At 69.2% G+C, this 24929-nt stretch carries 23 protein-coding genes; 5 read left to right on the top strand and 18 right to left on the bottom strand.

Features of this window, described 5'->3' with window-relative positions; genetic code table 11:
- Window positions 1–67: 67 nt before the first annotated feature.
- From ATK36_RS28950 to ATK36_RS28900, 11 genes are all read right to left on the bottom strand, one after another.
- Window positions 68–841, bottom strand: coding sequence for an ABC transporter ATP-binding protein (locus ATK36_RS28950; protein ID WP_170069946.1), 774 nt, complete (start codon window positions 839–841; stop codon window positions 68–70).
- A complete protein-coding gene (locus tag ATK36_RS28945; protein ID WP_098514344.1) occupies window positions 828–1826 on the bottom strand; it encodes an ABC transporter ATP-binding protein in 999 nt (332 codons plus the stop codon). Before ATK36_RS28945 ends, ATK36_RS28950 begins: the two co-directional genes overlap by 14 nt.
- Complete coding sequence (locus tag ATK36_RS28940) at window positions 1810–2661, bottom strand: ABC transporter permease (RefSeq protein ID WP_098514343.1); 852 nt, start codon at window positions 2659–2661, stop codon at window positions 1810–1812. The genes ATK36_RS28945 and ATK36_RS28940 overlap by 17 nt, the downstream gene beginning before the upstream one ends.
- Window positions 2658–3593 carry an ABC transporter permease gene (locus ATK36_RS28935; RefSeq protein ID WP_098514342.1) on the bottom strand — a complete coding sequence of 312 codons (936 nt, stop codon included), beginning with the start codon at window positions 3591–3593 and terminating at the stop codon, window positions 2658–2660. Before ATK36_RS28935 ends, ATK36_RS28940 begins: the two co-directional genes overlap by 4 nt.
- A gap of 98 nt (window positions 3594–3691) precedes the next feature.
- Window positions 3692–5269 (bottom strand): ABC transporter substrate-binding protein, encoded by a 1578-nt coding sequence (locus tag ATK36_RS28930; RefSeq protein ID WP_170069945.1) that lies wholly within the window; start codon window positions 5267–5269, stop codon window positions 3692–3694.
- Between the two features lie 72 nt (window positions 5270–5341).
- Window positions 5342–6325: an alpha/beta hydrolase gene (locus ATK36_RS28925; protein WP_098515264.1), complete on the bottom strand. Its 984-nt coding sequence runs from the start codon at window positions 6323–6325 to the stop codon at window positions 5342–5344.
- A 178-nt stretch (window positions 6326–6503) separates the two neighbouring features.
- On the bottom strand, window positions 6504–8120 hold the full coding sequence (locus tag ATK36_RS28920) for a thiamine pyrophosphate-binding protein (RefSeq protein ID WP_211291979.1): 1617 nt from the start codon (window positions 8118–8120) through the stop codon (window positions 6504–6506).
- On the bottom strand, window positions 8117–8503 hold the full coding sequence (locus tag ATK36_RS28915) for a RidA family protein (protein WP_098514339.1): 387 nt from the start codon (window positions 8501–8503) through the stop codon (window positions 8117–8119). The genes ATK36_RS28920 and ATK36_RS28915 overlap by 4 nt, the downstream gene beginning before the upstream one ends.
- A 47-nt stretch (window positions 8504–8550) precedes the next feature.
- Complete coding sequence (locus ATK36_RS28910) at window positions 8551–9702, bottom strand: pyridoxal phosphate-dependent aminotransferase (protein ID WP_098514338.1); 1152 nt, start codon at window positions 9700–9702, stop codon at window positions 8551–8553.
- Window positions 9699–11435, bottom strand: a complete 1737-nt coding sequence (locus ATK36_RS28905) for a hydantoinase B/oxoprolinase family protein (RefSeq protein ID WP_098514337.1) — start codon at window positions 11433–11435, stop codon at window positions 9699–9701. Before ATK36_RS28905 ends, ATK36_RS28910 begins: the two co-directional genes overlap by 4 nt.
- Window positions 11432–13549 (bottom strand): hydantoinase/oxoprolinase family protein, encoded by a 2118-nt coding sequence (locus ATK36_RS28900; RefSeq protein ID WP_098514336.1) that lies wholly within the window; start codon window positions 13547–13549, stop codon window positions 11432–11434. Before ATK36_RS28900 ends, ATK36_RS28905 begins: the two co-directional genes overlap by 4 nt.
- A 275-nt stretch (window positions 13550–13824) precedes the next feature.
- On the opposite strand from ATK36_RS28900, the gene ATK36_RS28895 reads away from it, so the two are divergent.
- Window positions 13825–14517, top strand: coding sequence for a GntR family transcriptional regulator (locus ATK36_RS28895; RefSeq protein WP_098514335.1), 693 nt, complete (start codon window positions 13825–13827; stop codon window positions 14515–14517).
- A 244-nt stretch (window positions 14518–14761) separates the two neighbouring features.
- Here ATK36_RS28895 and ATK36_RS28890 read toward each other — a convergent pair whose 3' ends face one another.
- The 6 genes from ATK36_RS28890 to ATK36_RS28865 all read right to left on the bottom strand — a co-directional run bounded on the left by ATK36_RS28890 (window position 14762) and on the right by ATK36_RS28865 (window position 20896).
- Window positions 14762–15556 carry an SDR family NAD(P)-dependent oxidoreductase gene (locus tag ATK36_RS28890; protein WP_098514334.1) on the bottom strand — a complete coding sequence of 265 codons (795 nt, stop codon included), beginning with the start codon at window positions 15554–15556 and terminating at the stop codon, window positions 14762–14764.
- Window positions 15553–16344, bottom strand: a complete 792-nt coding sequence (locus tag ATK36_RS28885; RefSeq protein WP_245915286.1) for an enoyl-CoA hydratase-related protein — start codon at window positions 16342–16344, stop codon at window positions 15553–15555. The genes ATK36_RS28890 and ATK36_RS28885 overlap by 4 nt, the downstream gene beginning before the upstream one ends.
- Window positions 16341–17399: an acyl-CoA dehydrogenase family protein gene (locus tag ATK36_RS28880; RefSeq protein ID WP_098514333.1), complete on the bottom strand. Its 1059-nt coding sequence runs from the start codon at window positions 17397–17399 to the stop codon at window positions 16341–16343. The genes ATK36_RS28885 and ATK36_RS28880 overlap by 4 nt, the downstream gene beginning before the upstream one ends.
- Window positions 17396–18517, bottom strand: a complete 1122-nt coding sequence (locus tag ATK36_RS28875) for an acyl-CoA dehydrogenase family protein (RefSeq protein ID WP_098514332.1) — start codon at window positions 18515–18517, stop codon at window positions 17396–17398. The genes ATK36_RS28880 and ATK36_RS28875 overlap by 4 nt, the downstream gene beginning before the upstream one ends.
- Window positions 18514–19773: a CaiB/BaiF CoA transferase family protein gene (locus ATK36_RS28870; protein WP_098514331.1), complete on the bottom strand. Its 1260-nt coding sequence runs from the start codon at window positions 19771–19773 to the stop codon at window positions 18514–18516. The genes ATK36_RS28875 and ATK36_RS28870 overlap by 4 nt, the downstream gene beginning before the upstream one ends.
- 184 nt (window positions 19774–19957) lie before the next feature.
- Window positions 19958–20896, bottom strand: a complete 939-nt coding sequence (locus ATK36_RS28865) for a PLP-dependent cysteine synthase family protein (RefSeq protein WP_098514330.1) — start codon at window positions 20894–20896, stop codon at window positions 19958–19960.
- Window positions 20897–21294: 398 nt separating this feature from the next.
- Between ATK36_RS28865 and ATK36_RS28860 the strand changes: the two genes are divergently transcribed.
- The 4 genes from ATK36_RS28860 (at window position 21295) to ATK36_RS28845 (ending at window position 23036) form a co-directional block, all read left to right on the top strand.
- The gene (locus ATK36_RS28860; protein WP_098514329.1) at window positions 21295–21645 is read left to right on the top strand and encodes a DMT family transporter; all 351 of its coding nucleotides are present in this window, start codon (window positions 21295–21297) and stop codon (window positions 21643–21645) included.
- The gene (locus ATK36_RS28855) at window positions 21642–21959 is read left to right on the top strand and encodes a DMT family transporter (protein ID WP_170069944.1); all 318 of its coding nucleotides are present in this window, start codon (window positions 21642–21644) and stop codon (window positions 21957–21959) included. Before ATK36_RS28860 ends, ATK36_RS28855 begins: the two co-directional genes overlap by 4 nt.
- Window positions 21956–22492, top strand: coding sequence for a TetR/AcrR family transcriptional regulator (locus tag ATK36_RS28850; RefSeq protein ID WP_098514327.1), 537 nt, complete (start codon window positions 21956–21958; stop codon window positions 22490–22492). Before ATK36_RS28855 ends, ATK36_RS28850 begins: the two co-directional genes overlap by 4 nt.
- A 106-nt stretch (window positions 22493–22598) precedes the next feature.
- A complete protein-coding gene (locus ATK36_RS28845; protein WP_098514326.1) occupies window positions 22599–23036 on the top strand; it encodes an SRPBCC family protein in 438 nt (145 codons plus the stop codon).
- Here the strand turns inward: ATK36_RS28845 and ATK36_RS28840 are convergent.
- On the bottom strand, window positions 23033–24916 hold the full coding sequence (locus ATK36_RS28840) for a S9 family peptidase (protein WP_245915284.1): 1884 nt from the start codon (window positions 24914–24916) through the stop codon (window positions 23033–23035). The genes ATK36_RS28845 and ATK36_RS28840 overlap by 4 nt on opposite strands.
- Between the last annotated feature and the right edge of the window lie 13 nt (window positions 24917–24929).

Below are 24929 nucleotides of genomic sequence, written 5' to 3'. Positions count from 1 at the left end.
TTTGCGGGACATCTCGCAGGTGGAGTTGGACTTCCCAGCAAGACTGGTCATACCGATCAGGGCGGTGCTAGCCGATCACCGGGATCGAGGCCAAGAGCTGCCGGGTGTACGGATCGGTCGCGGCGTCGAAGACCGAGGCGGTCCGTCCTCGCTCGACGATGCGTCCCTTCTGCATGACGGCGACCTCGTCACACAGCCGCCGGACCACGCCGAGGTCATGGGTGATGAACAGGACCGCAAGCCCGAGCGACCCGGTGAACTCGCGCAGCAGATTGAGGACGGTCGCCTGCACCGACACATCGAGCGCGGACGTCGGCTCGTCGGCGACGATCACCTCGGGATTCGTCGCGAGTGCCCGCGCGATGCTGGCACGCTGGCGCTGCCCGCCGGACAACGCTCCCGGCCGGACGTCGAGCATGCTCGGCGGCAGACCCACCATCTCGATCAGGTCGACGGCCCGGCCGCGCGCCGCCGAGCGGCCCAGCCCGTCGATCTCCAGCAGTTCGACGATGACCTTCCCGACGGTCAGGGCGGGATTCAGGGCCGAGGACGGATCCTGGAACACCATCTGCATCCGGCGCCGCACCGCACGCGGACGCCGGGCCGGGAGCGCCTGGCCGCTGAGCCGGATCTCACCGGACGCCGGAGCGACGAGACCGACCACCGCCTTGGCAAGACTGGACTTTCCCGACCCGGACTCGCCGACCACGCCCACGATCTGCCCGCGTTCCACCTGCAGGCTCACGTGATCGACGGCCAGATGCGAGGTGCTCATCCGCCGGGTGAGGCGACGGGTCGCACCGTAGGTCACCGTGACGTCGTCGATCTCAAGAATCGCCATCGAGGACCTCCGTGACGCGCGGCCAGCCGCCGCTCTCGGCCGGCAGCGAAAGACTCGCCGCGACATCGGCGGGACGAACACAGCGGACGGACTGCCGTTCGCCGAGGCGGGTTAACTCGACCGGCCCGGCCGTGCATTCCGTTGCCGCCCAAGGACATCGGGGTGCGAAGCGGCAGCCGGTGAGGTCACCGATCCGCTGCGGAGCGGTGCCCCCGATCGCGAACAGCGGCGCATCCGGGTCACCGGCGGACGGGCTCGACCGCAGCAGCCCGGCGGTGTAGGCGTGGCGCGGGGCACGCAGGATCTCGCTCGTCGGCCCGGCCTCCACGATCTGGCCGGCGTACATCACCGCCACGCGATCGGAGACCTGGGAGATGACGGCGAGATCGTGCGAGACGAAGAGCATCGCCAGCTCTCGTTCCTCCCGCAACCGCTGCAGAAGGTCGAGGATCGTCGCCTGCGTGGTCACGTCCAGCGCTGTCGTGGGCTCGTCGCACAACAGAACCCGGGGATCGCAGGCCAGCGCGGCCGCGATCAGCACCCGCTGCCGCAACCCTCCGGAAAGCTGATGCGGATAGCTGTCCGCCACGCGCTGCGCGTCCGTGATCCCGACGTCGTTCAGCAGCTCGAGAGCACGGCTGTCCGCGGCTTTGCGGGACAGCGCGTGATGCTGGACCAGCGGCTCGCGCATCGTGCGCCGGATGGTGAACGTCGGATTGAGCGACCGCATCGGGTCCTGGAAGACCATCCCGACCCGCGCGTCCGCGGTGTCGACGCGCCCCGCGTCCCGCGAGATGCCGCGCGGCAGCAGCCCCGCGATGGCCCGGACGGTCAAGGTCTTGCCCGAGCCCGACTCGCCGACGAGCCCGAGGCACTCGCCGGCCTTGACGTCGAGCGCGACGCCGGTGACGAGCGGGCCGGACGGACCCGACAAGGTGAGCCCGTCGACCTCGATGGCGACGGGGGCCTCAGTGAGTGCGGTCATCGAGACGTTCTCCGATCAGCATCAGACCCGAACCGACCAGGGCGACCATGGCCCCCGGCGCGGCGATGAGCCACCACTGCTGCTGCATGTACGGCTGGGCGTCGGCGATCATCGCCCCCCAGTCGGGCGTGGGCGGCTGGATGCCCAGCCCGAGGTAGGAGAAGGAGGCCAGGCCCAGCAGCACGAACATGACGTCCGTGACGAGCAGGGTCAGCGAGCTGCGCAGGACGTTCGGCAGCAGGTGGCGCACCATGATCCGGCCGTGCGAGACGCCGCCGAGCCGGGCGGCCGAGATGTAGTCCTCGTTCTTGACCCGCAGCACGACCGACCGCACGAGGCGCGCGTACCCGACCCAGCCCACCGCGGTGAAGGCGATGAGCAGCGTCCTGGTCCCCGACCCGCCGACCGCGATGAGCGTGATGATGAGGACGTAGACGGGAAAAGCGAGCACCAGATCGGTCAGCCGCATGACGATGGCGTCCCAGATCGAGCCGAAGTACGCCGCGACGCAGCCCAGGAGCGTGCCGAGCAGGAACGGGAACAGAGCTCCGAGGATGCCGACCCCGAGGTCGACCCGCGTGGCGGCGACCAGGCGCGAGAACACGTCCCGCCCGAGCGCGTCGGTGCCAAGCCAGTGCTCTCCCGAAGGCGCGGCCAGGCGGTTCATCAAATCCTGCTGATAGGGGTCGTGCGGCACGAGATACGGGCCGACGATGGCCACCACGATCGCGACGCCCACGATCGTGAGCCCGATCCGGAAACCGAGCCGGCTGCCCGTCGTCTTGGTGGCGGACGCCGTCACGGAGGCCGGCAGATTGGCGGTCATATCGCTCATGAGGCCCTCACTCGCGGATCGACGATCGCCGACAACGCGTCGCCGATCAGGCTGAACGAGACCACCAGGACCGCGAACAGCAGGGTGATGCCGTTGATCATCGGGTAATCGCGCTGGGTGATGGCCGTGACCAATCCGGACCCCAGGCCCGGGAGCTGGAAGGTGTTCTCGACGATCACCGAGCCGAACAGCAGGTAGCCAGCCTGGATCGAGACCACCGCGATCGCCGGGACCGCCGCGTTGGGCAACGCATGCCGCGTCAAGAGCCGGTGCCGAGAGACGCCGCGGGAGGCCGCCGCTTCGACATAACCCGAGCCCAGCGACTCGATCAGGTTCGAACGCAACACCCTTACCTGGATGGGTGCGGTGGCGATCGCCAGCGTGATCGCCGGGAGCACGATGCTGCGGAAGTGCTCGACGGTCGTGTCCCCGAAACCGCCCACGGGGAACCAGCCGGTGGGGAGCGCGACGACGAGTACGAGGAGCAGACCGCTCCAAAAGGCAGGCATGGCAATGGAAGTCACGGTGAACAACCGGACAGCTGTGTCGACCCAGGTCCCGCGATAGCGGGCCGCGAGCGTCGCGAGGGTGACGGAAAGGGCCAGCGACAGCGCCAGTCCCGCGACCAGCAACCAGGCGGTGGCCCCGAACCGGTCCCAGATCAGCCCGATCACCGGTTCGGAGCTGCTGTAGGACCGGCCGAGGTCACCGTGGAGGACGTTGCCGACGTAGGACCAGAACTGGCTCCACAACGAGCGGTCCAGGCCCAGCTTGTGGTTCATGGCGTCGACGGCGCTCTGCGGCGCGTCGAGGCCGAGGAGCTGACGCCCGGGATCCCCGGGTGCGCTCTGCCCCAGCAGGAACACGACGGCCAGCACGCCGAACAGGAGGATCACCACGCTGGCCAGCCGTCTCACCACACCGAGCACCATCAGGGGCTCCTTTTCTCTGGGCCGTGCTTCCTCGACGGACGGGATACCGGGTGGCCGTGCGGCCGGTGCCGGTCACCCGCGACCGGCACCGGCGTCGCTCATTTGGCCAGCCACAGCTCTTCCATCGGCAGGGATTGCTGCGTCACCGTAGGCATGCCCTGGAATCCACCGACCTTTGTGGACAGAACCAGCGCCGGGCTCACCGAAACCGTCGGGATCACCGGCAGTTCGGAGCCGATCCAGTTCTGAAACGTGTCGAGCGCCTGCGCCTGACCCGCCGCGTCCTTGGCCGCCTGGTACTGCTGGAGGGTGTCCTTGGCCACCTGGGTGGACCAGCCGCCGCCGATGGCGTTGGAGGTCACGTAGAACGCCAGGGGCGCTTCGGCGGTGCTGCCCGCGGCACTGATGCTCTGGTAGGCCAGCTCGTAGTTCCCGGCCAGCAGGCGCTGGACCCAGGCACCCAGGTCGAGTGCCTTCGCGTTCAGCTTGATCCCGGCGTTCGCGAGGTCTTCCTGGATCGCCTGCACGGTCATGGCGAGCGTCGCGTCGCCGGTGGGGTAGATCAGTTCGATCGACGCGCCGCTGCTGTAAGGGGTCCCGGCCAGCAGTTGCTTGGCTTTCGCGAGATCCTGGTCGCCGACCGGCGCCGAGTGGGCCTGCCCCAGAACGGTCACCGGGAGGTACGTTTCGGTCGGCTTGTCGGCGGTGCTGCCGAGCTGCTTCACGATGGCCTTGCGATCGATCGCCGCCGAAATGGCCTGACGGACCTGAACGCTCTTCAGCGGACCCGTGCGGCCGTTGACGAAGACCAGCTCTGTCGAAGCGGCCGCCGTGTGCACGACGTTCGCCCCGGCGAAGCTGGGGACCGATTCCCGCGGAGCGAACGGGACGGCCTGGACGGTCCCGGCCTGGAATGCCGAAGTCAGCGCGTTGACGCTGTTGAACACCTGGAAGTCGAGTGCATCGACGTACGGCTTCTTCGTGTCCCAGAAGTTCTTGTTCTTGGTCAGCGAGACCGAGGTGCCCGGCCGGCGCCCCGTGAACGAGAACGGGCCTGCCCCGACCGGGTTCCGGTAGAACTCGTCCTTGCCGGCCCCACCAAAGCCGTCGGGGATGATGGCGGCTTGGGTGTAGGACAGCAACGCGTCGAGATTGATGGTCGGCCGCACGAGGTCGAGCACAACCTGATCGGCGCCCTGCGCCTTCTCCGCGGTGATCGTCTCCTTGTAGAGCGACCCGACCACGCCGCCCTGCTTGGCCTGTTCGAGCGAGAACACCACGTCCTTCGGGGTGATCGGCTTCCCGTCGGAGAACTTCAGGCCTTTGCGCAGCGTGATCGTCACCGACTTCCCGTCGGCCGAGGGGGCCAGGCCCTCGGCGATGGCCGGCATGACCTTGTCGTTGAACCGCTTGAACAGTCCGGCGTTGAGCTGGGCCAGGACCAGGCTGGTCGACTCGCCGGCGCCGTCGTAGGGGTTCAGCGACGAGATGTCACTCGTCACGCCCACTTTCAGGGTCCCCCCGGTGACGGGTTCGCCGCCGGGACCACCGGGACCGGAGCCGGTGGTGGCCGAACATGACGCGGCCAGAAGGGAAACGAGCGCCAGCGCCGCCACCCGCCGGGGCGCCGTCGATGACGCGGCGCGGAATGTGCGCCGTCCGAGATCAATAGCCATGACCGATCGATCCATTCTTCCGGGGTGGGCTTGCCGGGCTGAAAAGGGCGCGGGCACCGCCCGCACGGCGAATCACGGTGCCTCCGCGTCGATCCGCAGGCCTCGACGCAGGGCATCGAGCATCCCCCGGGTCGCTCGGATGCTGCTGCGGGCTGAGGTGACCAGCTCCGTGGACCCGTGGACGGTCCCGGGATGGGCATGCAGCTCGACGCTGACCTCCGCCTGCAGAAGCCTGAGCGCGTACTGGATGTTGTCGTCGCGCAACGGATCCAGCTCCATGGCGACGAGGTAGGTCGGCGGCAGGCCGCTCAGGTCGGTGGCACGGGCCGGCACGGCGTAGGGCGAGACCCGCGTGTCACCGGGGCCGGTATAGCCGGGGCCGAGGTACTTCTGCCAGACGAGTTCGCTGAACCGGCGGGTCACGATCGGGCCGTCGGCGAACCGGCGGGCCGAGGGAGTGTCGCCGCGGTCGTCGAGCGCCGGGCTGACGAGGAACTGGAACGCGATCGGGACGCCGCCTTCGTCACGCGCCCGGAGCACGGTGCCCGCGGCGAGCCCACCGCCGGCACTCGATCCCCCGACGGCGATCCGCGTGCGGTCGATGCCCAGCTCCTCGCTGCGCGCGTAGACGTATTCCAGGGCCGCGTAACAGTCGTCGAGCGGACCGGGGAACGGGGTCTCCGGGGCCAGCCGATACTCCACATTGGCCACGGCGATGCCCAGCTCGCGCACGACGTCCAGGCAGAAGTACTCGTAATCCTGCGCTTTGCCCAGCACGAAGCCACCACCGTGCAACGCGAGCAGCACGGGGAGTGGACCCGGCGTGCCCACCGGCCTCAGCAGGCGGATGGGCACGTCCGGAGCTTCACCCAGCCCAGGAGCCGCCACGACCTGGACGTCGACGCCGTCGTAGGAAAAGCCCGCGATCGCCGCGGCGCTCCCCTCTTCGACGGCCTCGCGTGCGGCCAGGAGGCCGGCGGGGCCGGAGATGTCGAGGTCAGGGAACCCGGCGGCGGCAGCCGCGAGTTCGGGGTCCATGGCCGGGAAGGTCGTCATGGTCACGTCCTCGTTCCGTCGGAATCCGGGGCCGGGCCGCACCGGCTCGGGAGGATCGCCCCGCTGCCGCACTCCTGGGACACTGTACCCGGATAACGGGATTCTTGAAGATACCTATCATCGTAGAATCTGTCAACGCGTACCCGGCCGCAGCGGCCTGGATCGCCCGGAAAGCCGGTTACGACACCTGGTTCGGATCGATGTGGACGTCGATCAGCACCGGGCGATCACGATCGGGCAGCCGGTGCAGGGCCGCGTCCAGTTCCGCCGGCGTGCGGACGGTGTGGCCGCGCCCGCCGAGCGCCTCGGCCACCGGCCCGAAGTCGGGCCAGTCGAACAGCGACAGCCCGGGGTCGAGATCGCGCCGGAGGAGCTGGATGTGCTCGGCGCCGAACGAACCGTCGTTGAGCAGCACCACAATCAGGTCGAGCCGGTGCCGGACGGCCGTGCTGAACTCGTTCAGGCCGCCCAGCATGAACCCGCCGTCGCCGGTCACCAGAAGGGTCGGGTGATCCGGTCTGCCCACGGCCGCCCCGATCGCCGTGCCCATGCCCAGGCCGATCGAGCCGTAGTTGGCGGTGTGCACGAAGTGGCGCGGATTCTGGACGCTGATGGCGGGCCACGCGTGGTAGACGAAGCGCCCGCTGTCGGTCACCACCGTGCGGTCCGCGGCGACGGTTTCTTCCACCCGTCGGAGGGCCGTGCGGATGTCGATATACCCGCCGTCGCTGCGATCCGGGGCTTCGATCGGGCGCGCGAGCTCGGCCGCCAGCTCGGGCGAGGCGAACCTGGTCGCCTTGATCTCGGCCTCGTCCAGCAGTCTGACGAAAGCATCAGCCGTCCACGCGGCGTCACCGAGCACGCCGGCGTCCGGGGCGACATACCGCCCGAGACTTCGGCGGTCGTCATCCACCTGCACGACCCGCCGCTTTTCGGCAAGGGACCCGTTGACGGTGGTGTAGCGGTTGAGACTCGCGCCGAACGCGATGACGCAATCCGCCGCCGCGACCGTCGATTGCGCGACTTCGTGCGCGAGCGTCCCGACGATGCCGAGGTTGTGCTGTTCGCCGCGGAACAGGTCAAGTGCCTTGAGGGTCGTCCCGACCGGTGCACCGATCCGGGCCGCGAACCGCAGCACCGCGGCACGGGCCGCCGGGTCGATCGCGCCGCGACCGGCCAGCACCAGAGGACGGTTCGCATCGGCGATGACACCCAGCGCGGCCTCGACCGCGTCGTCCGCGGGCCGGACGCCCTTGCCGTCGACCAGACGCGAGGGTGCGCGGAGATACTCGGTCTCGGACCACTGAAAATGCGCGGGCATGTTCACCACGATCGGCCGCAGTTCGGCGTACGCCCGCTGGATCGCGGTCGCGAGGTCGACGGCCGCCGTCGAAGGTGCGCGGATGGGTTCGAAGCCCGCCCCGGCTGCTGCCACCACTTCACGCTGGGGAACATTCTGCGCGTGCAGGTGATCGTCCGGCCGGGTGTCGCCGGCGAGCAGGAGCAAAGGAAGCCTGGCTTTGACCGCGTCGACGAGCGGGGTGACGGTGTTCGTCAAAGCCGGGCCGTGCGTGACCGTCGCGACGCCGAGCCGCCCGGTGACGTTGGCGTAGCCCGAGGCCGCTTCGACGGCGCTCGCCTCGTTCGCCACCCCGACGTAGGTCGTCCCCGGCAGCCGCCGGAAACTGTCCATCACGAACAGGTTCCCGTCGCCGACCAGACCGAAGATCGTGTCGATGCCGTGCTCGGCCAGCGCCGCCGACATCGCGTCCTGGAACAGCATCGGCCCGCTCAAGGAAGGACCGCGGTCGCGATGACCTCCGCGACCAATCCGTCCAGGACCATCTGGCTGACCAGCGCCGCGCGGGCCGGCCGGTGGTCGCCGAACTCCTCGACCCACGCCCGGTTGAACCCGGCGGCATCGTCGAGACTGGCGAAGAACACCGTCGCCGACACGATGTGCTCCAGCCCGGCACCGACCTCGGCCAGGATGACGCGGATCCGCTCGATGATCTTCTTGCCCTGCAGGTAGGCGTCGCCGGGGGCGATGACCTGGTAGTTCTCGTCGACCGCGCCCTGCCCGGCGATGAAGACGAAGCCGTTGGCCACCGTCGCCTGGGAATACAGCAGCCCGCTGACGCCGAACGATTCCGGATTGATCTGCTCCACCTTGCTCATCCCTGGTCCTTTCTCGATGCGTTGCCGAACACGGTTCCCGGTCTCTGCTATCCGAGCAGATTCATCGCGGCTTTGATCCGGCCGAAACCGGCTTCGAGGGATTCCTCGGACGCGGCGTAGGAGATGCGCAGGTGGCCCTCTCCCCCGGCGCCGAACTCCGCGCCGGACCGGACGCGCACGCCGTGCCTGGCCAGGTGCCGAGCCGTGTCGGACGACGAATGCCCGGTCAGGATCTTCGGGAAAAGATAGAAGGCGCCCTCGGGCGGAACCGCTTCGAGCACGGGAATGGACTTCATCAGCTCCTGGACGAGGTCGAGCCGCCGCCGGTAGGTCCGCAGGGCGAAGTCGGCGAAGGACGGCCCCATCGCGAGCGCCGTGACCGCGCTCTTCTGCACCGCGGCGTTGACGGATCCGTTGAACGTCCGATGAACGGCGGCGATCGGCGGGAGCAACTCCTCCGGAGCGACGAGATACCCGACACGGAAGCCCGTCATCGCGAACTTCTTCGAGAAGGTCTGGCAATACACCGTGCGATCGGCCAACCCGGGGATCACTGCCGCAGGAACATACCGATGTGGCTGGTAGACCAGGGAGCTGTACGCGCCGTCGTCGATGACGATCGTGCCCGGGTCCAGCAGCCGGGCGACCCCTTCGAGTTCTTCCCGGTGGTAGACGACGCCGGTGGGATTGACGGGGCTGCAGTACACGAACGACCGTGCCCCCTTGAGCGCCGGAGCGAGGGCCTCCAGATCGAGATGCAGGCTGGGGAGGCACGCGACCGGCACCGGAATCCCACCGGCGAGCCGGACGACGTCGGCGTACAGGCTGTAGGTCGGGTCCGGCATGACCACCCGGTCCCCGACCGAGGTGGTGCCCAGGATCGTGGCCGCGATCCCGGCCGTGGCACCGGCCGTCACCTGCACGGCGGCCGGGCGCACTTCCCTCCCCCAATTCGCGGATTCGAGCGCGGCGATCGCCGTTCTGAGTTCTTCGTCGCCGGCCAGATCGACATAGTGCGTGTGGCCGGCGTCGAGAGCCTGCTTGAGGCTCTCGACGACCTCCGTGGGAGGCGCCAGATCCGGCTCCCCCACGGCAAGATTGATCGACTGTCCCGAAGCCATGACCCCCGCGTCGCGGCGGCTGGCCGAAATCATCGACTCGACGTGCTCTGATCCCCAGGTGCGGGCCGCTGTGGTCATGACGACCGGGCCTCCCGCGTCGCGTCCTCATCGAGGACGAACGCTTCGGGCGGCCGGACGATCGCGTTCGGATCGCCCCGGAATTCGACGACGACGCCGTACTCCGACAGCGCGGCCTCCCGGCTCACGTAGCCACCGGCGACATCCGCCAGAACCGCCGACGCGAGGCGCGCGCGAGGATCACCGAAGCCGCCGCCTCCCGGTGGACGGAATTCCAGCGGCACGGCGGGGTCGACGGTCAGCGCTTGCTTGGGTTTCAGCGAGCGGCCCGAGTCCTCGCCGAAGAATCCCGGAAGTCCGGGGCGGCCCCCCAGAGCTCCCCGCGCCGCGAACCGGGTGCGCTCGATGTTCGCATTGATCAGCAGGCTGTCCACATCCCGGCTGTGAAAGGTCGTCACTTGGCCGAGGCCGCCGCGGAATTCACCGGCGCCGCCCGAGTCCGTGCGCAGCTCCCGGCGCAGCTGGACCATCGGCGTCAGGTTCTCGAACACCTCGGTCGGCACGGCACGCAGGCCGCTCGGAAACGACGTGGTGGACAGCCCGTCCTTGCCCGAGCGCGCGCCGGCGCCCCCGGAGAGGAAGTGGGAGAAGAGGAACGGCCCGGCACTCGACCGTTTCCCGCGGAACACCGTCATCCACACGGCGTCCGCGCTTTCGGCCATGACCCGGTCCGGGACGACCTGGGCGAGCGCCCGGAAGATCAGGCTGGGCAGGTAGTGCCCGACGGAGTGCCGCGAGGCCACCGGCGCCGGACGGCGGCAGTGCAGGATGCTGCCCTCCGGCGCTTCGATCGACACCGGACGGAACGAGCCCGCGTTGTGCGGCACATCCGGTGCGATGGCCGCCTTGATGGCGAAGGACGAGTACGCCATCGTGTAGTTGAGGACCACGTTCACGCCGCTCTTGCTTTCCGGGGAGGACCCGGAGAAATCCAGGTGGACCTCGCCGTCGGCCACTGTGAGGGCGAGCGCGAGCGTGAGGCCTTCGCCGTCGAATCCGTCGCACTCGATCTCCGCGCGGTAGACGCCGTCCGGCACCGCGCGGATCGCCTGCCGGAGCGCGACTTCTGATCTGGACATGATCTCGGCCGCGATGTCGTCGATGCCGGACAGGTCGTATTCGTCCATGAGCCGCAGCAGGCTGTCCGCGCCGACAGCGTTCGCGGACGCCTGCGCGTAGAGGTCGCCGATCGTCTCGTCCGGGGTCCGCACGTTCTGGCGGATCACGCGGATCATGTCGGCGTTGGGGCGCCCGGCGCGGAAGAGCTTCATGATCGGGATCGCCAGCCCCTCCTCGAAAACCTCCGAAGCCTGCGCCGAAAGCACCCGTCCGCCGATGTCGGGCGCGTGGCAGCAGGTCGCGAACCACGCGACCAGCACGCCGTCGCGAAACACCGGCGTGGCGACGGAGATGTCGTTGATCTGGCCGGCGGTCATCCACGGATCATTGGTGAACAGCACGTCGCCGGGTTCGAGCGTCTCCGGCGGATAGGCCGACACGAAGTGGTGCATGCCGGTCGCCATCGCGTTGATGTGGCCGGGCGTGCCCCCGACCGACTGGCCGATCATGTCGCCCTTCGAGTCGAACACCGCACAGGCGAGGTCGAGTGATTCGCGGACGATCGAGCTGAAGGCCGTGCTGACCAACGCGGTCTGCTGCTCCTGCAGCACGGAGGAGAGCCGGCTCGACACCGCGCCGACGACGAAGGGGTCCAGTGCCTTGGCGGGATTCATCGGGGTGCTCCGTCCTGGGACGTGGAAGAGGCGGGGGAAAGCAGCCGGAGGATCAGGGTCCCGTCGTCCTCGACGACGCATTCCGATTCGGGCGGTACGACCAGCGTCGACTCCCGTTCCTCGACGATCGCCGGGCCGTTCACCCGCGTCCCGGGCAGGAGCGCATACCGGTCGTAGACCGGCGTCGGGTGGTACCCGCCCAACGCGGGAAAGTACGCCGGCCGGGTGCCTTTGCGGGCGTCCTTGGGCCGGCTGCCCGCGTTCTGCGGCCGGCGTAGCGACTGATCGGGCGCCGGTCCGCTGGACACGACCCGCCAGCTCAGGACTTCGAGCGGCACGTCCGGGCCTTGGCGCCGGTAGAGCAGCTCGTATTGCCGCAGGTAGTTCTCCTTCAGCTCCACGCGCCAGTCCGCCGAGTCCGGGGCGATCGGCACCAGGATTTCGAAGCCCTGCCCCACATACCGGACCTCGGCCGCATGCCGGTGGGAGATCTCGTCACCGCGCAGACCGGAATCGCGCAGAATCCGCTCGCCGTCCGCCTCCATCGCCGCGAACTCCCGCCGCATCGCCTGCCCGTCGATGGTGTCGAGCGCGGCGTGCGTGGAGCGCACGAAATCGAAGGCCAAGGGCGCGGTGTGGAACCCGGCCGCGCTGATGACCCCCGCACCGGCGGGACAGATCACGGTGGTCGCACCCAGTGCCCGGGCCACGCCCGCGCCGTGGACCGGCCCGGCACCACCCGACGTGAACAGTGGTTGCCCCACCGGATCCTTGCCCTGTTCGATGGCGTGCACGCGGGCGGCGTTGGCCATGCTGGTGTTCACGCTGTCGTGGATGCCGTACGCGGCCTCCTCGGCCGACACGCCCAGCGGGTCGGCGATGCGCTTCTGGATGGCCGACCGAGCGCCTTCGAGGTCCAGTTCCATTTCGCCGCCGAGGAAATACGCGGGGTCCAGGTAGCCGAGCAACAGGTCGGCGTCGGTCACCGTCGGCTCTGTGCCGCCTCGCCCGTACGACACAGGCCCCGGCACGGATCCGGCGGAATCGGGACCGACCGTGAGCAGTCCCAGCGCGTCGATCCTCGCGATGGAACCCCCGCCCACCCCGATCTCGATCATGTCGATCACCGGGATCCGCACCGGGATCCCGGAACCCGGCTTCATCCGGTAGATCCGGTCGACCTCGAAGTCGTGCGCGACCATCGGCGCGCCGTTCTCGATCATGCACAGCTTCGCGGTCGTCCCGCCCATGTCGAAGGCCATCAGATCCGGCGTGCCGCTGGCCTTCCCGAACGCCGCCGCGGCCAGCGCGCCCCCGGCCGGCCCTGACTCCAGCATGCGGACCGGGAACTCGCCGGCGGTGTCGAGCGTGGCCACTCCCCCGTTGGAGAGCATGATGTGCGGCGGGCGAGGGAGCCCGATCGCCGCGGAACGCTCCTTCAGGTCGTCGAGGTAGCGCTTGACGAGCCGTTGCACGTAGGCGTTGGCCACGGTGGTCGAAGTGCGCTCGTACTCCCGGATCTCCGGGACGACCTCACTGGAGAGGGAGACGCGCAGATGCGGCGCGATCCGTTCGATGATCCGGCGCGCTTCCTGTTCGTGCCGCGGATTCCGGTAGCTGTGCAGGAAAGCGATCGCGACCGCCTCGACGCCGTGGTCGACCAGCTCGGTCACCAGCTGCTCGACGTAGGCGGTGTCCAGCTCGCGCAGCACCGACCCGTCGGCCAGGATCCGTTCCGGCACATCGAATCTGAGCCATCTCGGCACCAGCGGGTCGGGCATTTCGAGCATCAGGTCGTAGAGGTCGTACCGGTGCTCGCGAGCCATCTCCAGAATGTCGCGGAAACCGGCGGTGCACAGCAGCGCCGTGCGCGAGCCGCGGCGTTCGATCAACGCGTTCGTGACGAGGGTGGTGCCGTGCACGAAGCCGGACACGTCGCCGGGATCGATGCCCGCCCGGCCCAGCGTCTGCCGGATCACGTCCTCCACCGCCCGCGCCGGTTCGTCCGGCGTGGTCAGCACCTTGCCGACGTGGATGATGCCGCTGTCGTCCAGGACGACCATGTCGGTGAACGTGCCGCCGATATCGACCCCGATCCCGAGCCGGCCGCTCATCGCCCGGCCCCCCGCGTCGCGGCGGCACCACCTGGCCGCAGAGCCTCGGGCATCCACCGTTCGCCTGCCGGACCCTGCTCCATCATGCGGCTCCTAAGAGTGATGTCACGACCTCCGGCCATGACTCCCATTCTGCGATCTCCAGATTCTAGGATGATTCAACAGTCTCGGTCAACCACTCCCGGATCCGCCCGTCGTCCCACCCTGTGGCCGTACCGCTGCGGGCTGAAGTAGCCTAGAATTGAAGGATCTTCCGGACGCAAAGGATCGCCGCGATGCCGCCCAGGAACACCTCGCAGTCACCCGCCGTGCTCCGGCGCAAGAGCGCCCCGGAGCACACGGCCGACCTGCTGCGCGAGCAGATCACCGCCGGCGAGCTGCAGCCCGGCGCCCGGATCGGGGTCGAGAAGCTGAGCCAGTCGATCGGGGTCTCGGCCAACACCCTCCGCGAAGCCCTCCAGCTGCTGGAGCACGAGCGCCTGGTCAACCAGGAGCTCAACCGCGGCATCTTCGTCGCACGCATCACCGAAGCCGACATCCGGGATCTCTACGCGATGCGGCGGCTGCTGGAACTGGGAACGGTGCGCACCGCACAGACCGTGCCCCCCGAGGCACTCCGCGCCCTGCGCGCCGCGATCACACTCGGCGACGACGCGATCGCGGACCGGGACTGGTCGGCGTCGAGCCGGGCCACCACCGACTTCCACAGCGCCTTGATCTCGATCGGCCACAGCGAGCGGGCCACGGTGACCATGAAACAGCTCATGGCCGAGCTGCGGCTGACCATCTCTTCGGTGCGCGAGGCCCTGCAGATGCGTTCGGAGTTCCAGGAGGACCGGCGCGCCATCCTCGCCCGCGTGGAGCAGGGTCATTTCGCCGCAGCAGCCGAACTGCTGGCCGAATACCTGGACAAGGGCGAGCGCGCGATGATCGAGTGGCACCGCCAGCTCAGCGACAGCGCGAGCTGACCGGCCCGCCGCTCGGGTGCCGGAAAAGTCGGCGTGGCGGCCCTGCGCAGACCGCGGAGGTCCGTGAAGGACCCCCTTCACGGACTCCGTGTCCAGGGTCCCGGCAACGTCGGTCGAGGGCCCGTGATCAGCAGAGAGAGCCGTGGCTGCCCGACCGATTTCGGGTCTGTGAAGGGCCCCTTCACGGACTCTGAGTCCGTGAAGGGCCCCTTCACAGCCCTCCGCGGCGCTCGGCCGGCCGGTTTCAGGACACTCCGAGGTCGAAGTCCAGGCGATAGCGGTCGGCGAGTAGCGCCCCCGCAGCCTTCCCGCCGTCGACCGCGAGTGCGACCCCATTGATGAACGACGACTCGTCGCTGGCGAGGAAAAGCACTGCGTTCGCCACTTCCATGGCCGAGGCAACGCGCGCGGCCGGGGTGCTCGCCACGATCCGGCGCATCATCTCGGGGTCCTCCAGCTCCGCTCCCTCGGGGAGAACCCCGCGCAGCATGGGGGTGTCGATCGGGCCGGGGTTCACCGCGTTCGCCCGTACACCCTGGGCCGCGTGTGCGACCGCCACGGACTTCATCAGCCCGACGACACCGTGCTTGGTCGCGTTGTACACCGGATCGTTGGGACGGCCCATCAGCCCGCCGTTGGACGAGGTGGAGACGATGCTTCCGCGCTGCTGGGCAAGCATGTGCGGCAGGACCGCCCGGGTGCCGAGGAACACCGAGCGCAGGTTCATGCGCACGAGATGGTCGAATTCCGCCAGCGAAGTCTCGCTGACCTTCTTCTGCAGGCCGGCACCGACGTTGTTGAAGCAGATGTCGACTCGCCCCTGTGCGGCGATCACGTTCTCGACGAACCCGGCCACGCTCGATTCGTCCGTCGCGTCGACTACCGAGTGATGGTAGGTCTCGCCGAGTTCACCCGGCTTCGCCACGATGTCGGAGCCGTACACGGTGGCGCCCTGGCGGACGAACTCCTCCGCCGTCGCGCGCCCGATTCCGGTGGCACAGCCGAAAATCACGGCCACTTTTCCCGCGAGCCTGCTCATGTCCGTTCCCTTCCGTCGGTCGATACTGCTCCACGCTTGCGAAACTTCGCCACCGCAGCCGCGACCCGCTCCCCCTTGGCGCTGGCCGCCTGTGCCCAGGATTCGAACGAGACCACCGGTTCGAGCGGTCCCTGGGTGGCCAGCCGGACGGCCTCTTTGATGTTGCGCGCCAGCTCGGGTTCGAGCAGGGCGACCTTCGCGGCAAGTGTCCGTGCCTCGCGCAGCGGGTCCTCCGTCACGGATTCGACGAGGCCCCAGGACAAAGCGTCCTGAGCGCTCAGCGTGCCGCCTTCGAGGAGGAGCCGGGTGGCCCGCTGCCTGCCCAGCGATTCCACCAGGAAGGCGGTCGCGCCTCCGCCGGGGTGCAGCCCGATCCTGGCGAAGGTGGCGCCGAAAGTCGCAGTAGGACTCGCGATGACGAGGTCGCAGCTCAGCGCGATGTTGAGACCGGCACCGATCGCCGGACCGGTCACCGCGGCGATGACCGGAATGGACAGTGCCCGGATGCCCAGAAAGCTCGCGTAGGCCTCACGCAGGCCCGCTCTGATCTCGGGCACCGGACGATCGAGGTCGCCGAACATGGCCGGCAGGTCGGCCCCGGCACAGAACGCGTCGCCTTCCCCGGTGACGATCAGCGAGCGTGCCGCACGGTCGTTCGCGACCGAGGCGATCGAGGTGGCCAGGGCCGCGCACATCGCCGGGTCGAGCGCATTTCGCTTAGCAGGATTCGACAACGTCAGAATCCGGGTTCCGTCATCGAGCGAGGTGAGGTGCGCTCCGGCGTTCACGGTGTGCTCAGCTCGCTTCCGCTCGTGGTCAATTCCCAGAGGGCCTCGTCGTCCGGCGCGACGGCGAGTGCACCGAGCCGCAATTCCCAGGAACGCTGGGATCTCGGGCTTTCGGCCCAGGTCGTCAGCCGCGAGGTCGAGAGGTGCAGATCGTGTTCCCGGGTGATTCCGATCGCCCCGTGCAGCTGGTGGGCCACGGCCGCGACCCGGTGCGCGACTCGTCCCGCGGTGGCCGCGGCCGCGGCCGTGGCTCCCGGCGCACCGCCCGTCGCGAGGGCCAGCCGCACCGCGGAGCCGAGCAGGTCCCGCTCGCAGATGATCGAGGCCAGTAGATGCTGAACGGCCTGCAGCTTCACCAAAGGCCGGCCGAACTGGTGCCGGGTGGCCACATGCTGCGCGGCGTGCTCGACGGCCCGCTCCACCGCGCCGAAAATCGCGGCCGCGCGGAGCACGCCGTCGCGGTCGGAAATACGGGCGGCAGTCAGCGGTACTTCGAACAGCTTGTCCTGCGCGACACACACCGAGTCGAACCGCAGATCCGCACACGGTTCATCCGCCGGAGTACGTCCCAGGACGATCGACAGCCCTTCGGCCTCCGCGGGCCTGACGACGCCGACGGTGGTGGTGCCCGAATCCTCCCGGACGAGCAAGAGCGTGGGCACGGCTCCCGCCCACGCCACGCGCTTGACCGAGCCGTTCACCACCACCCCGCCGCCCGAGGTGGTCCACGTGAGGTTATCCCCGGCAAGAATCGCCGCCGCCGCACCGAGATCGGCCGCGGAACCACCGCCGTGCGCAAAGATCCAGGCCGCCACCGAGGTCTCGGCCAACGGGACGAGGGCGTTGTGCCGGCCCGCGGCACGCACGATCTCCGCCAGGTCGGTCAGGTCCCCGCCGACCCCACCGGCGTCCTCGTCGATCGCGACATAGGGCCAGCCGAGGTCGAGCAGCACTTGCCACAGCGCGGCGTCGCCTCGCGACGTCTCGGAAGCGGCGCCGCGCCGCTCGGCGAACACCTGGTCGGCGACGTCGTAGACGTCATCATTCCATTTCACGAGCGGGTCTCCGAACGTGCGACGAGGGTGAGCAGCACTTCCGACACGCCGCCCCGGATCGACATGCCGGGGACGGCCACCTGCGCTTCGGCGATCAGCCGTTCCAGAGTTCCGTCGTCACTCGGCCCGCCCACGTCGAGGGCGTAGCGCGCCGTGGTCAAGACGTCGCGTTCGAACGCCGGGCCGAGGTATTTCAGCTTCGCGGCGTCGGCGACGGGTGCGACGCCGTTGTCGATGGACACGGCGATGTCCCACGCGAGGCTGCGCAACGCGGTCACGCGAGCGGCGAGCGCGCCCACCTGCTCGATGGTCGCCCGGTCGCCGGAACGGTGCGCGTGCCCGAGGGTCTCGGCGAGGAGCGGATATGTGCTGAGGAACCGCTCACTGCCGCCCCGCTCGAACGAGAGCTGCCCGGTGACTTGCGCCCAGCCCTCGCCGACCTCGCCGATCACCCACCGGTCCGGTACCGCGACCTCGTCGAAGAGCATCTCGTTGAAATGGTGCTCCCCCGCCAGATCGAGGATCGGGCGCACGGTCACGCCCGGCGCTTTCAGGTCGACGATGAACTCCGTCAATCCCTCGTGCTTGAGTTCGCCGCGGCTGGTCCGGGCGAGCACGTACGCGTGCGTGGCGTGGTGCGCATTGGTGGTCCAGACCTTCGCGCCGGTGATCCGCCAGCCGGAACCGTCCCGTCGCGCCGTGGTCCGGACGGCGGCGAGGTCCGAGCCCGCCTCGGTCTCGCTCATCCCGAGGCAGAAGGAGACGTCCGAGGCCATGATGGCGGGCAGGAACTCCGCTTGCAGCTCGCGCGAGCCGAACCGGAGGATGCTGGGACCGATCTGCCGCTCCCCGATCCAGTGGGCGGCAACCGGAGCCCCCACCCGCAGCAGTTCCTCGGTGATGACCAGGCGCGCCGTGCTGGACATCCCCGCACCGCCGAACTCGGCGGGCCAGGTGACGCCGACCAATCCCCGCTCGCCCAGTGCCCTGCTGAAGGCCAGGTCGAAGCCGGACACCCAGGCGTCACACCGGGGCACGAAATCCCCCGCCGCCAGGCATTCGCCGGTGAACGCGCGGACGCGCGCCCGCAACTGCGCCAGGTCGGTGGCCGGGGTCATCGCACGTCCGCCTTTCCGAAGGCGCCGGCCCCGCGCAGGCGGGAAATCTCGTCTCCGGTGTAGCCCGCGCCCCCGAGCACCTCTTCGGTGTGCGCGCCGATCCCGGCCGGCGGCCGCGGCGCGAGCGAACCGCTCACCCCGAGCTTGATAGGCACCCCGATCCCGGTGTAGTCGCCGCTGCGGACCACCATCTCGCGAGCGCGAACCTGCTCCGACTGCAACGCCGCGCCCACGTCGTTGAGCGGACTCGCGGGGATCCCCGCGGCCAGCAGCGCGCGGGCCAGCTCGTCGCGGTCCCGGTCCGCGAGCAGCCGCCCCATTTCCTCTTGCAGGGCCTTGAGATTCGCGACCCGGTCGCTGTTGGCGGCAAACCGCGGGTCGGCCGACAGCTCGGGGCGGCCGAGCACCTCGGCGACCCGGGCGAACTGCCGGTTGTCCGTCGCCGCGATGAACAGCGGGCCGTTCGAGGTGGCGAACAGCTGGTACGGCGCGATGACCGGGTGGGCGGCGCCCATCCGCACCGGCGTCACCCCGCTGGCCAGCCAGGTGGCCGAGTGCGGATGGAGCAGGGAGACGACCGCGTCCAGCAAGGAAACGTCGACCAGCTGCCCGCGTCCCGAAGCCGAAACTTCGTGCAGCGCCAGGAGAATCCCGCTGAACGCCTGGTTCGCCGCGACGATGTCCACAATGGGCACTCCGACGCGCAGCGCGTCACGCTGAGGCTCGCCGTTGACGCTCATCAGGCCACCGAAGGCCTGCAGCACGGCGTCGTAGCCCGGCAGCTCCGCCATCGGGCCGGTCGAGCCGAACCCCGAGACCCGGCAGTACACGAGCCGGGGAAACCGTTCGGCCAGGACGGATTCGTAGCCCAGACCCCAGGCGTCCATGGTGCCGTGCCGGAAGTTCTCGATCACCACATCGGACTCCGCGATGAGCTTCAGCAGCACCACACGCGCCTGCTCGTTCTTGAGGTCGAGGCAGATGTTCGACTTGCTGCGGTTGAGACCCTCGAAGTAGGCGCTGCCCCCGTCCGGGAGAAAGGGCGGGCCCCAGGTCCTGGTCTGGTCCCCGGCGGGCGATTCGACCTTGACGACGGCGGCGCCGTGGTCGGCCAGCATCTGCCCGGCGAACGGACCGGCCAGCACCCGGCTCAGGTCCAGCACGCGCGTCCCGCGCAAGGCCCCCGCGCCGGTCCCGGGTGGGTCCTGCCCGAGCCCGGAGGAGTCCGGATGGCCGGGGATCGTCGGGGATGACATCGGCGTCCTCCTGGAGACCGGATGAGCCTACGATACCTCATATCATAGGAGAATAGGAGATAAAACGGCTCCGCCTTGCACCGGACAGTGTCCCGGCAGAGTTCCGCGCGGAGTTCTGGAGCGTCCCCATCGGACAGTCCGATGAGGACACCTGGCGGCGAGTGCGCGTGCCGTATCCGGGTGGCTACCCGAAGATGCCGGTGGACATGTACTTCATGCCGCTGTCCACCGCGATGGTCACGACCACGTCCTCGGGCTTGAGACGCTCCGCGAGCCGCCGCGCAACCACGACGTTCGCCCCCGTCGTGATCCCGGCGAGAATGCCGTCGGTCTTGACCAGCGCCGCGGCCGTCGCGATGGCCTCCTCGTCGCCGGCCGTCTCCACGGAGTCGATCACGCTCAGGTCCACCAGCGGAGACTTGCCGCCCGAGAGACCCTGCAGCTGGTGCGGTCCCACCACACCCTGGGAGAGCGCGGGCGAACTCGCGGGCTCCATCGCCACCACCTGGCAGCTGGGCACCTTCTCCTTGATCGCCAGCGCCACGCCCATCAACGTGCCCCCGGTGCCGACCCCGGTGCAGAACGCCGCCAGACGACCGTCCGTCTGCTCCAGGATCTCCTGGCCCAGCGTCCGGCGGTAGCCTTCGACCATGGCCTGGTTGTGGAACTGGTCGGTGGAGAAGTAGTCGGGCAGCGCGGCGAGTTCGGCCACCCGGTCGGTCATGCCGGCGACATCCTCCTGCGTCATCCCGTCCGGGGACTTGCGCGGCAGCACTTCCAGGTCGGCCCCGAAGGCCGACATCATGGCGAGCCGCTCCGGCGTGAAACAGCTCGACGTCACCAGCTTCAGCTCGTAACCCTTCGCCCGGCAGGCGAGCGCGAGCGCGGGACCGGTGCTGCCACCGGTGTACTCGACCACGGTCATCCCCGGCTTCAGCTCACCGCGCTGTTCCGCGTCCTCGATGATCGCCAGAGCCATCCGATCCTTCACCGACCCGGACGGATTGAGGTACTCCAGTTTCACGAGGACACCGGCACCGGATCCGCTGTCGCGCAGCCGGACCAGCGGCGTGTTGCCGACCGCGCTCAAGATGCCGAGATCGGTCGTCAGTGGCGTGTTCATAGGACTCCCCTGGCTCGGATTCGAGGTCGGCTGGACGGGGTACGCCGACACCTCTGCGATCCTAGGAGGATTCAATCCTGTGGTCAAGTTACCGAAAAGAGTCCAGAGATTACTTAAAGTCACCACATGAGGGGCCGCCTTCCCCGGGGCCTACGCGTGCCTCGAAACGCGCCGTGACGAGGCTGCCGAGAAGGTCGACGATGCGCTCGCCGGGCAACCCTGCCGAGCCCGGCAGCTTCCCGGCGCGCGCCGTCGCGGGCATCAGTGCCACGTCCGAGAATTCGAGATGCGTGACGGCGTCGACGCGCAGGCGGTGGAGAAATACGAACGATCCCGGGCGCAGCGGCTGACCGGACGCGGACCCTTGCCCGGCACCGTCCTTTCACTACTATGGGGACATGCGCCCCGAAAGAATGCCCGCACTGGTGTTCCTCGGCGGCGCAGTGGTCACCGAGGTGGGCGGCACGCTGTGCCTCCGGCTCTCGGACGGGTTCACCCGGCCCTGGCCATCACTGGGCGTGCTGGCCGGCTACGTGGTGTCGATCCTGCTGTTCTCCCGGATCACCGGGGCGGGCCTGCCGCTCGGGGTCGCCTACGGGATCCTGACCGGGTGCGGACTGGCGGCGGCGACCCTCCTGAGCCTGTTCGTGTTCGGGGAGCCGGTGTCACTCGCCCAGGCCGACGGGATCCTCCTGATCGCCGCCGGGGTCGCCGCCCTGCAGCGGCCGGGGCCGGAGACCGCGTCGTGACGGTACTGCTGCTGATCGCGTCGGTCGTGGCGCAGGTCGCCGGGATCACGGCCATCCGCGCGGCGGATGGGCTGCGTCGCCGGGGCTGGGTGGTCGCCGCGCTCGCCGGGATCGGGGTGTCGGTGGCCCTGATGTCCCGCGCGTTGCGGGCGGGCCTGCCCCTGGCGGTGGGCTACGGAATCTGGAGCGGCGCCGGGATCACCTGCGCCGCGCTCGGCGGCGTGGTGTTCTTCGGCGACCGGCTCAGCCGCACCCACCTGATCGGGCTCGGGCTGATCGTGGCCGGGGTCGTCACCGTTTATGGTGCGGCATGAATCCCGAAGACGGCCGGGCACAACGCGGAGCACGCCGGCGTGCGCTGCTCATCGCCGCCACCGTGCGGGTGATCGCCCGCGACGGCGTCACCGGCGTGACCCACCGGTCCGTCGCCATCGAGGCCGGGCTGCCGGGCAGCGCGGTCTCCCACCACTTCGCCTCCACCGGCGACCTGCTCGCCGCCACCCTGCGCAGCGGCACCGACGAACTCGTCACCACGATGGAGTCCCCCGGCACCGCGACCGTCCCCGGATTCGCCCGGGAACTGGTACGCCTGTTCGAGGAAGAAAGCTCCGCCGTCAAGGCCCGTTACGAGCTTTACCTGCGCGCCGGCCGACAGCCGGAGACTCGCGAATCCGCTCGCCTCTGGCTCGACCTCCTCGCCGCCACCGCCCGCACCCACACCGCCGACCCGGCCCGCGCAGCCGCCTGGGCAGCGGCCGTGGACGGCTACTTCGTGCAGCACATCGCCGACGGCAGCCCACCCGACGCGGCCGAGCTGGCGCGGCTCCTGCACGCAGTACTGGCCTGACGAGCCCCGTCTCATTGATCCCCCGTTGAGCCGCTGTTGCGACCCTCCGGAGCCGAGAACACTGATGCTGCACAACCGATCACCGGACCGACAGCTTGGAGTGCCCATGCCTCGCCCCTACGCCAGTGGCATCGTCGCCGCCTCCGCCGACGAGGTCTGGGCCCGGATCCGCGCCTTCGCCGACCTGCCCGCCTTCGTCCCGGCGATCGGGCACGCCGAACTGGTCGAAGGCGTCGACGGTCAGGTCGGGGCCGTCCGGCGGCTGACGTTCGCCGCCGGCGGGGACCCGTTCGACGAACGGCTGCTCGCGCTGGACGACCCCGGCCGCAGCCTCACCTACGCGTTCGAGGGGGCGAACCCGTTCGGGGTACGCCGATACGTTTCCACAGTCCGGGTCTGCCCCGTCACCGACACCGGCGAAGCCTTCGTCGAATGGTGGGCCGAGTACGACGCCGACGCCGACCAGGTGGCGAAACTCGATCGCACGTTCACCGAGGACGTGTACGCCGGCGGCATCGCCGGACTGCGGAAACTGCTCGCCTAGCCTCGGCGCCCCCCGAGATGCTGCGCGAAGTGCTCCTCGATGAGGTGCCACATCCGGTTGATGTTCACGGGGTTCTTGAAGCCGTGCCCTTCGTCCTCCGCGACGAAGTAGCCCACTTCGACGCCGCGCGCGCGTAGCCCGTCGACGATCGCCTGAGGCTCGGTGAGCTTCACGCGCGGGTCCTGCGCACCGGCGATGACCAGCAGCGGGGTCTCGATCCGGTCGATCATGGTCGCCGGTGAGCGGCTCAGCATGTCCGCGAGGTCGTCGGGATCGGCCGGATCGCCGCAGTAGGCGAGGAAGCTGTTGAGCTGGGTCGCCTTGATCCAGTCGGGATGGTCGCCCATCAGGGCAGGGATACTGGAAAAGCCCACGTCGTCGACCGCCGCCGCGAAGTAGTCCGGCGTGTTGCACAGGGCGGTCAGCGTCAGGTAGCCGCCGTGCGAAGTGCCGCAGATGCCCAGCCGCGCCGGATCGGCGATCCCCTCGGCGACGGCCCATTCACAGGCGTCGATGAGGTCGTCGTTCATCCCGCGGCCGTACTCCTTGATACCCGCCTTGATGTGGCGGCTGCCGTAGCCGGTCGAGCCACGGTAGTTCACCTGCAGCACGGCGTAGCCGCGGTTGACCAGCAGCTGCACCTCGCCGTTGAAACCCCAGTAGTCGTGCAGCCAGGGACCACCGTGGACGCGCAGGACCAGCGGCAGGCCCTTCGGCTCGACACCGACCGGGAGGGTGAGGAAGGCGTGGATCGGCAGGCCGTCGCGAGCGGTGAAGGTGATCGCCCGGGTCTTCCCGAACTCCTCGCCGCTGCCCGGATCGTGCAGCAGCACGCTGGTCCGCGTGCGGTGGTCGTAGCGGTAGGACAGGCCGGACCGGTCGTCGTGGATGAAGGTCGCCGTCCAGACCTGCTCGTCGTCGTCACAGGTGACCCAGCCCAGCTCACCGCCGTCGGCGAGCTTCATCAGCTCGGCGTGGACCTCGGCGAAGTGCGGCGTCAGCGGGACCATCTCGGGCCGGTCCCCGACGAAGCGCACCGCCATGATCTCCGAGGTGCGCGGACTGATGAAAAGCGACGGCGGCTTGCCGAAATCGTCCGAGTAGACGCCGAGGCAGCACACGCTGTGCCCCGGCTTCTCGGCGAGCACCGTCTTCTCGCCGGTGGCGTGGTCGATGCTGATCAGCCGCAGCGCGTCCGAGCCGCCCCAGTGCGAGGCCATGATCAGGGTCTCCTGGTCGGCCGAGACGTGGAACGGATACTGGCCGGTCGCGAAGGACGGACCGTCCTCGGTGTGCACCAGGCGCATCGCCCCGGTCTCCTGGTCGTCGACCGCGTAGTACTCCAGCGTGCCGTCGGCGGCCTGCCCGCTGAGAAACCCGCGTGTGCCGTCCATATCGGTGTAATTGCGCACAAGGTCCGAAGATTCCCGGACCAGCGTGGTCTCCCCGGTGGCCAGGTCGATGTCGAAGGCATCGAAGAACAGAAACCGCGGGTTCATCACCGCGCGCACCGTTCCCCCGTCCTCGCTGGCGCCGATCACCCGGCAGCCCGGCGCCAGGGGCGTGAGATCGAACGGCTCGGCATCCGGGTCGTCGAGGCCGGCCCGGAAATAGTGCCAGTCCTCATTGCCGTCGGTGTCCTGGCGGTAGAGCAGCGTACGCGAGTCCGAACACCAGAAAAAGGTCGAGATACTACGCTTTTCCTGCGTCACGCACACGGCGTCCGCGTGCTCCTCGTCGATCCCGCGGATCCAGAGGTTGAGACACCCGTGGGCGGGCGCGAGATAGGCCAGCCGGGTCCCGTCACGGGAGACCTGCGGGCTGCTGAATGCGGGCAGTGCCAGCATTTCCTCTGCGGGGATGTACCTGGGCAGGGCCATGAACGGAACCTCT

The sequence above is a fragment of the Amycolatopsis sulphurea genome, from assembly GCF_002564045.1.
Classification (GTDB): domain Bacteria; phylum Actinomycetota; class Actinomycetes; order Mycobacteriales; family Pseudonocardiaceae; genus Amycolatopsis; species Amycolatopsis sulphurea.
Note: the sequence above shows the minus strand (reverse complement) of the source record. Positions and strands in the feature narration are given on the sequence as shown.

What these genes read in the sequence shown, in the direction of transcription:
- ATK36_RS28950 (WP_170069946.1), bottom strand. Translation starts at nt 841, where the DNA reads ATGGCGATTCTTGAGATCGACGACGTCACGGTGACCTACGGTGCGACC.
- ATK36_RS28945 (WP_098514344.1), bottom strand. Translation starts at nt 1,826, where the DNA reads ATGACCGCACTCACTGAGGCCCCCGTCGCCATCGAGGTCGACGGGCTC.
- ATK36_RS28940 (WP_098514343.1), bottom strand. Translation starts at nt 2,661, where the DNA reads ATGAGCGATATGACCGCCAATCTGCCGGCCTCCGTGACGGCGTCCGCC.
- ATK36_RS28935 (WP_098514342.1), bottom strand. Translation starts at nt 3,593, where the DNA reads ATGGTGCTCGGTGTGGTGAGACGGCTGGCCAGCGTGGTGATCCTCCTG.
- ATK36_RS28930 (WP_170069945.1), bottom strand. Translation starts at nt 5,269, where the DNA reads ATGGCTATTGATCTCGGACGGCGCACATTCCGCGCCGCGTCATCGACG.
- ATK36_RS28925 (WP_098515264.1), bottom strand. Translation starts at nt 6,325, where the DNA reads ATGACGACCTTCCCGGCCATGGACCCCGAACTCGCGGCTGCCGCCGCC.
- ATK36_RS28915 (WP_098514339.1), bottom strand. Translation starts at nt 8,503, where the DNA reads ATGAGCAAGGTGGAGCAGATCAATCCGGAATCGTTCGGCGTCAGCGGG.
- ATK36_RS28910 (WP_098514338.1), bottom strand. Translation starts at nt 9,702, where the DNA reads ATGACCACAGCGGCCCGCACCTGGGGATCAGAGCACGTCGAGTCGATG.
- ATK36_RS28905 (WP_098514337.1), bottom strand. Translation starts at nt 11,435, where the DNA reads ATGAATCCCGCCAAGGCACTGGACCCCTTCGTCGTCGGCGCGGTGTCG.
- ATK36_RS28900 (WP_098514336.1), bottom strand. Translation starts at nt 13,549, where the DNA reads ATGAGCGGCCGGCTCGGGATCGGGGTCGATATCGGCGGCACGTTCACC.
- ATK36_RS28895 (WP_098514335.1), top strand. Translation starts at nt 13,825, where the DNA reads ATGCCGCCCAGGAACACCTCGCAGTCACCCGCCGTGCTCCGGCGCAAG.
- ATK36_RS28890 (WP_098514334.1), bottom strand. Translation starts at nt 15,556, where the DNA reads ATGAGCAGGCTCGCGGGAAAAGTGGCCGTGATTTTCGGCTGTGCCACC.
- ATK36_RS28875 (WP_098514332.1), bottom strand. Translation starts at nt 18,517, where the DNA reads ATGACCCCGGCCACCGACCTGGCGCAGTTGCGGGCGCGCGTCCGCGCG.
- ATK36_RS28870 (WP_098514331.1), bottom strand. Translation starts at nt 19,773, where the DNA reads ATGTCATCCCCGACGATCCCCGGCCATCCGGACTCCTCCGGGCTCGGG.
- ATK36_RS28865 (WP_098514330.1), bottom strand. Translation starts at nt 20,896, where the DNA reads ATGAACACGCCACTGACGACCGATCTCGGCATCTTGAGCGCGGTCGGC.
- ATK36_RS28860 (WP_098514329.1), top strand. Translation starts at nt 21,295, where the DNA reads ATGCGCCCCGAAAGAATGCCCGCACTGGTGTTCCTCGGCGGCGCAGTG.
- ATK36_RS28850 (WP_098514327.1), top strand. Translation starts at nt 21,956, where the DNA reads ATGAATCCCGAAGACGGCCGGGCACAACGCGGAGCACGCCGGCGTGCG.
- ATK36_RS28845 (WP_098514326.1), top strand. Translation starts at nt 22,599, where the DNA reads ATGCCTCGCCCCTACGCCAGTGGCATCGTCGCCGCCTCCGCCGACGAG.
- ATK36_RS28840 (WP_245915284.1), bottom strand. Translation starts at nt 24,916, where the DNA reads ATGGCCCTGCCCAGGTACATCCCCGCAGAGGAAATGCTGGCACTGCCC.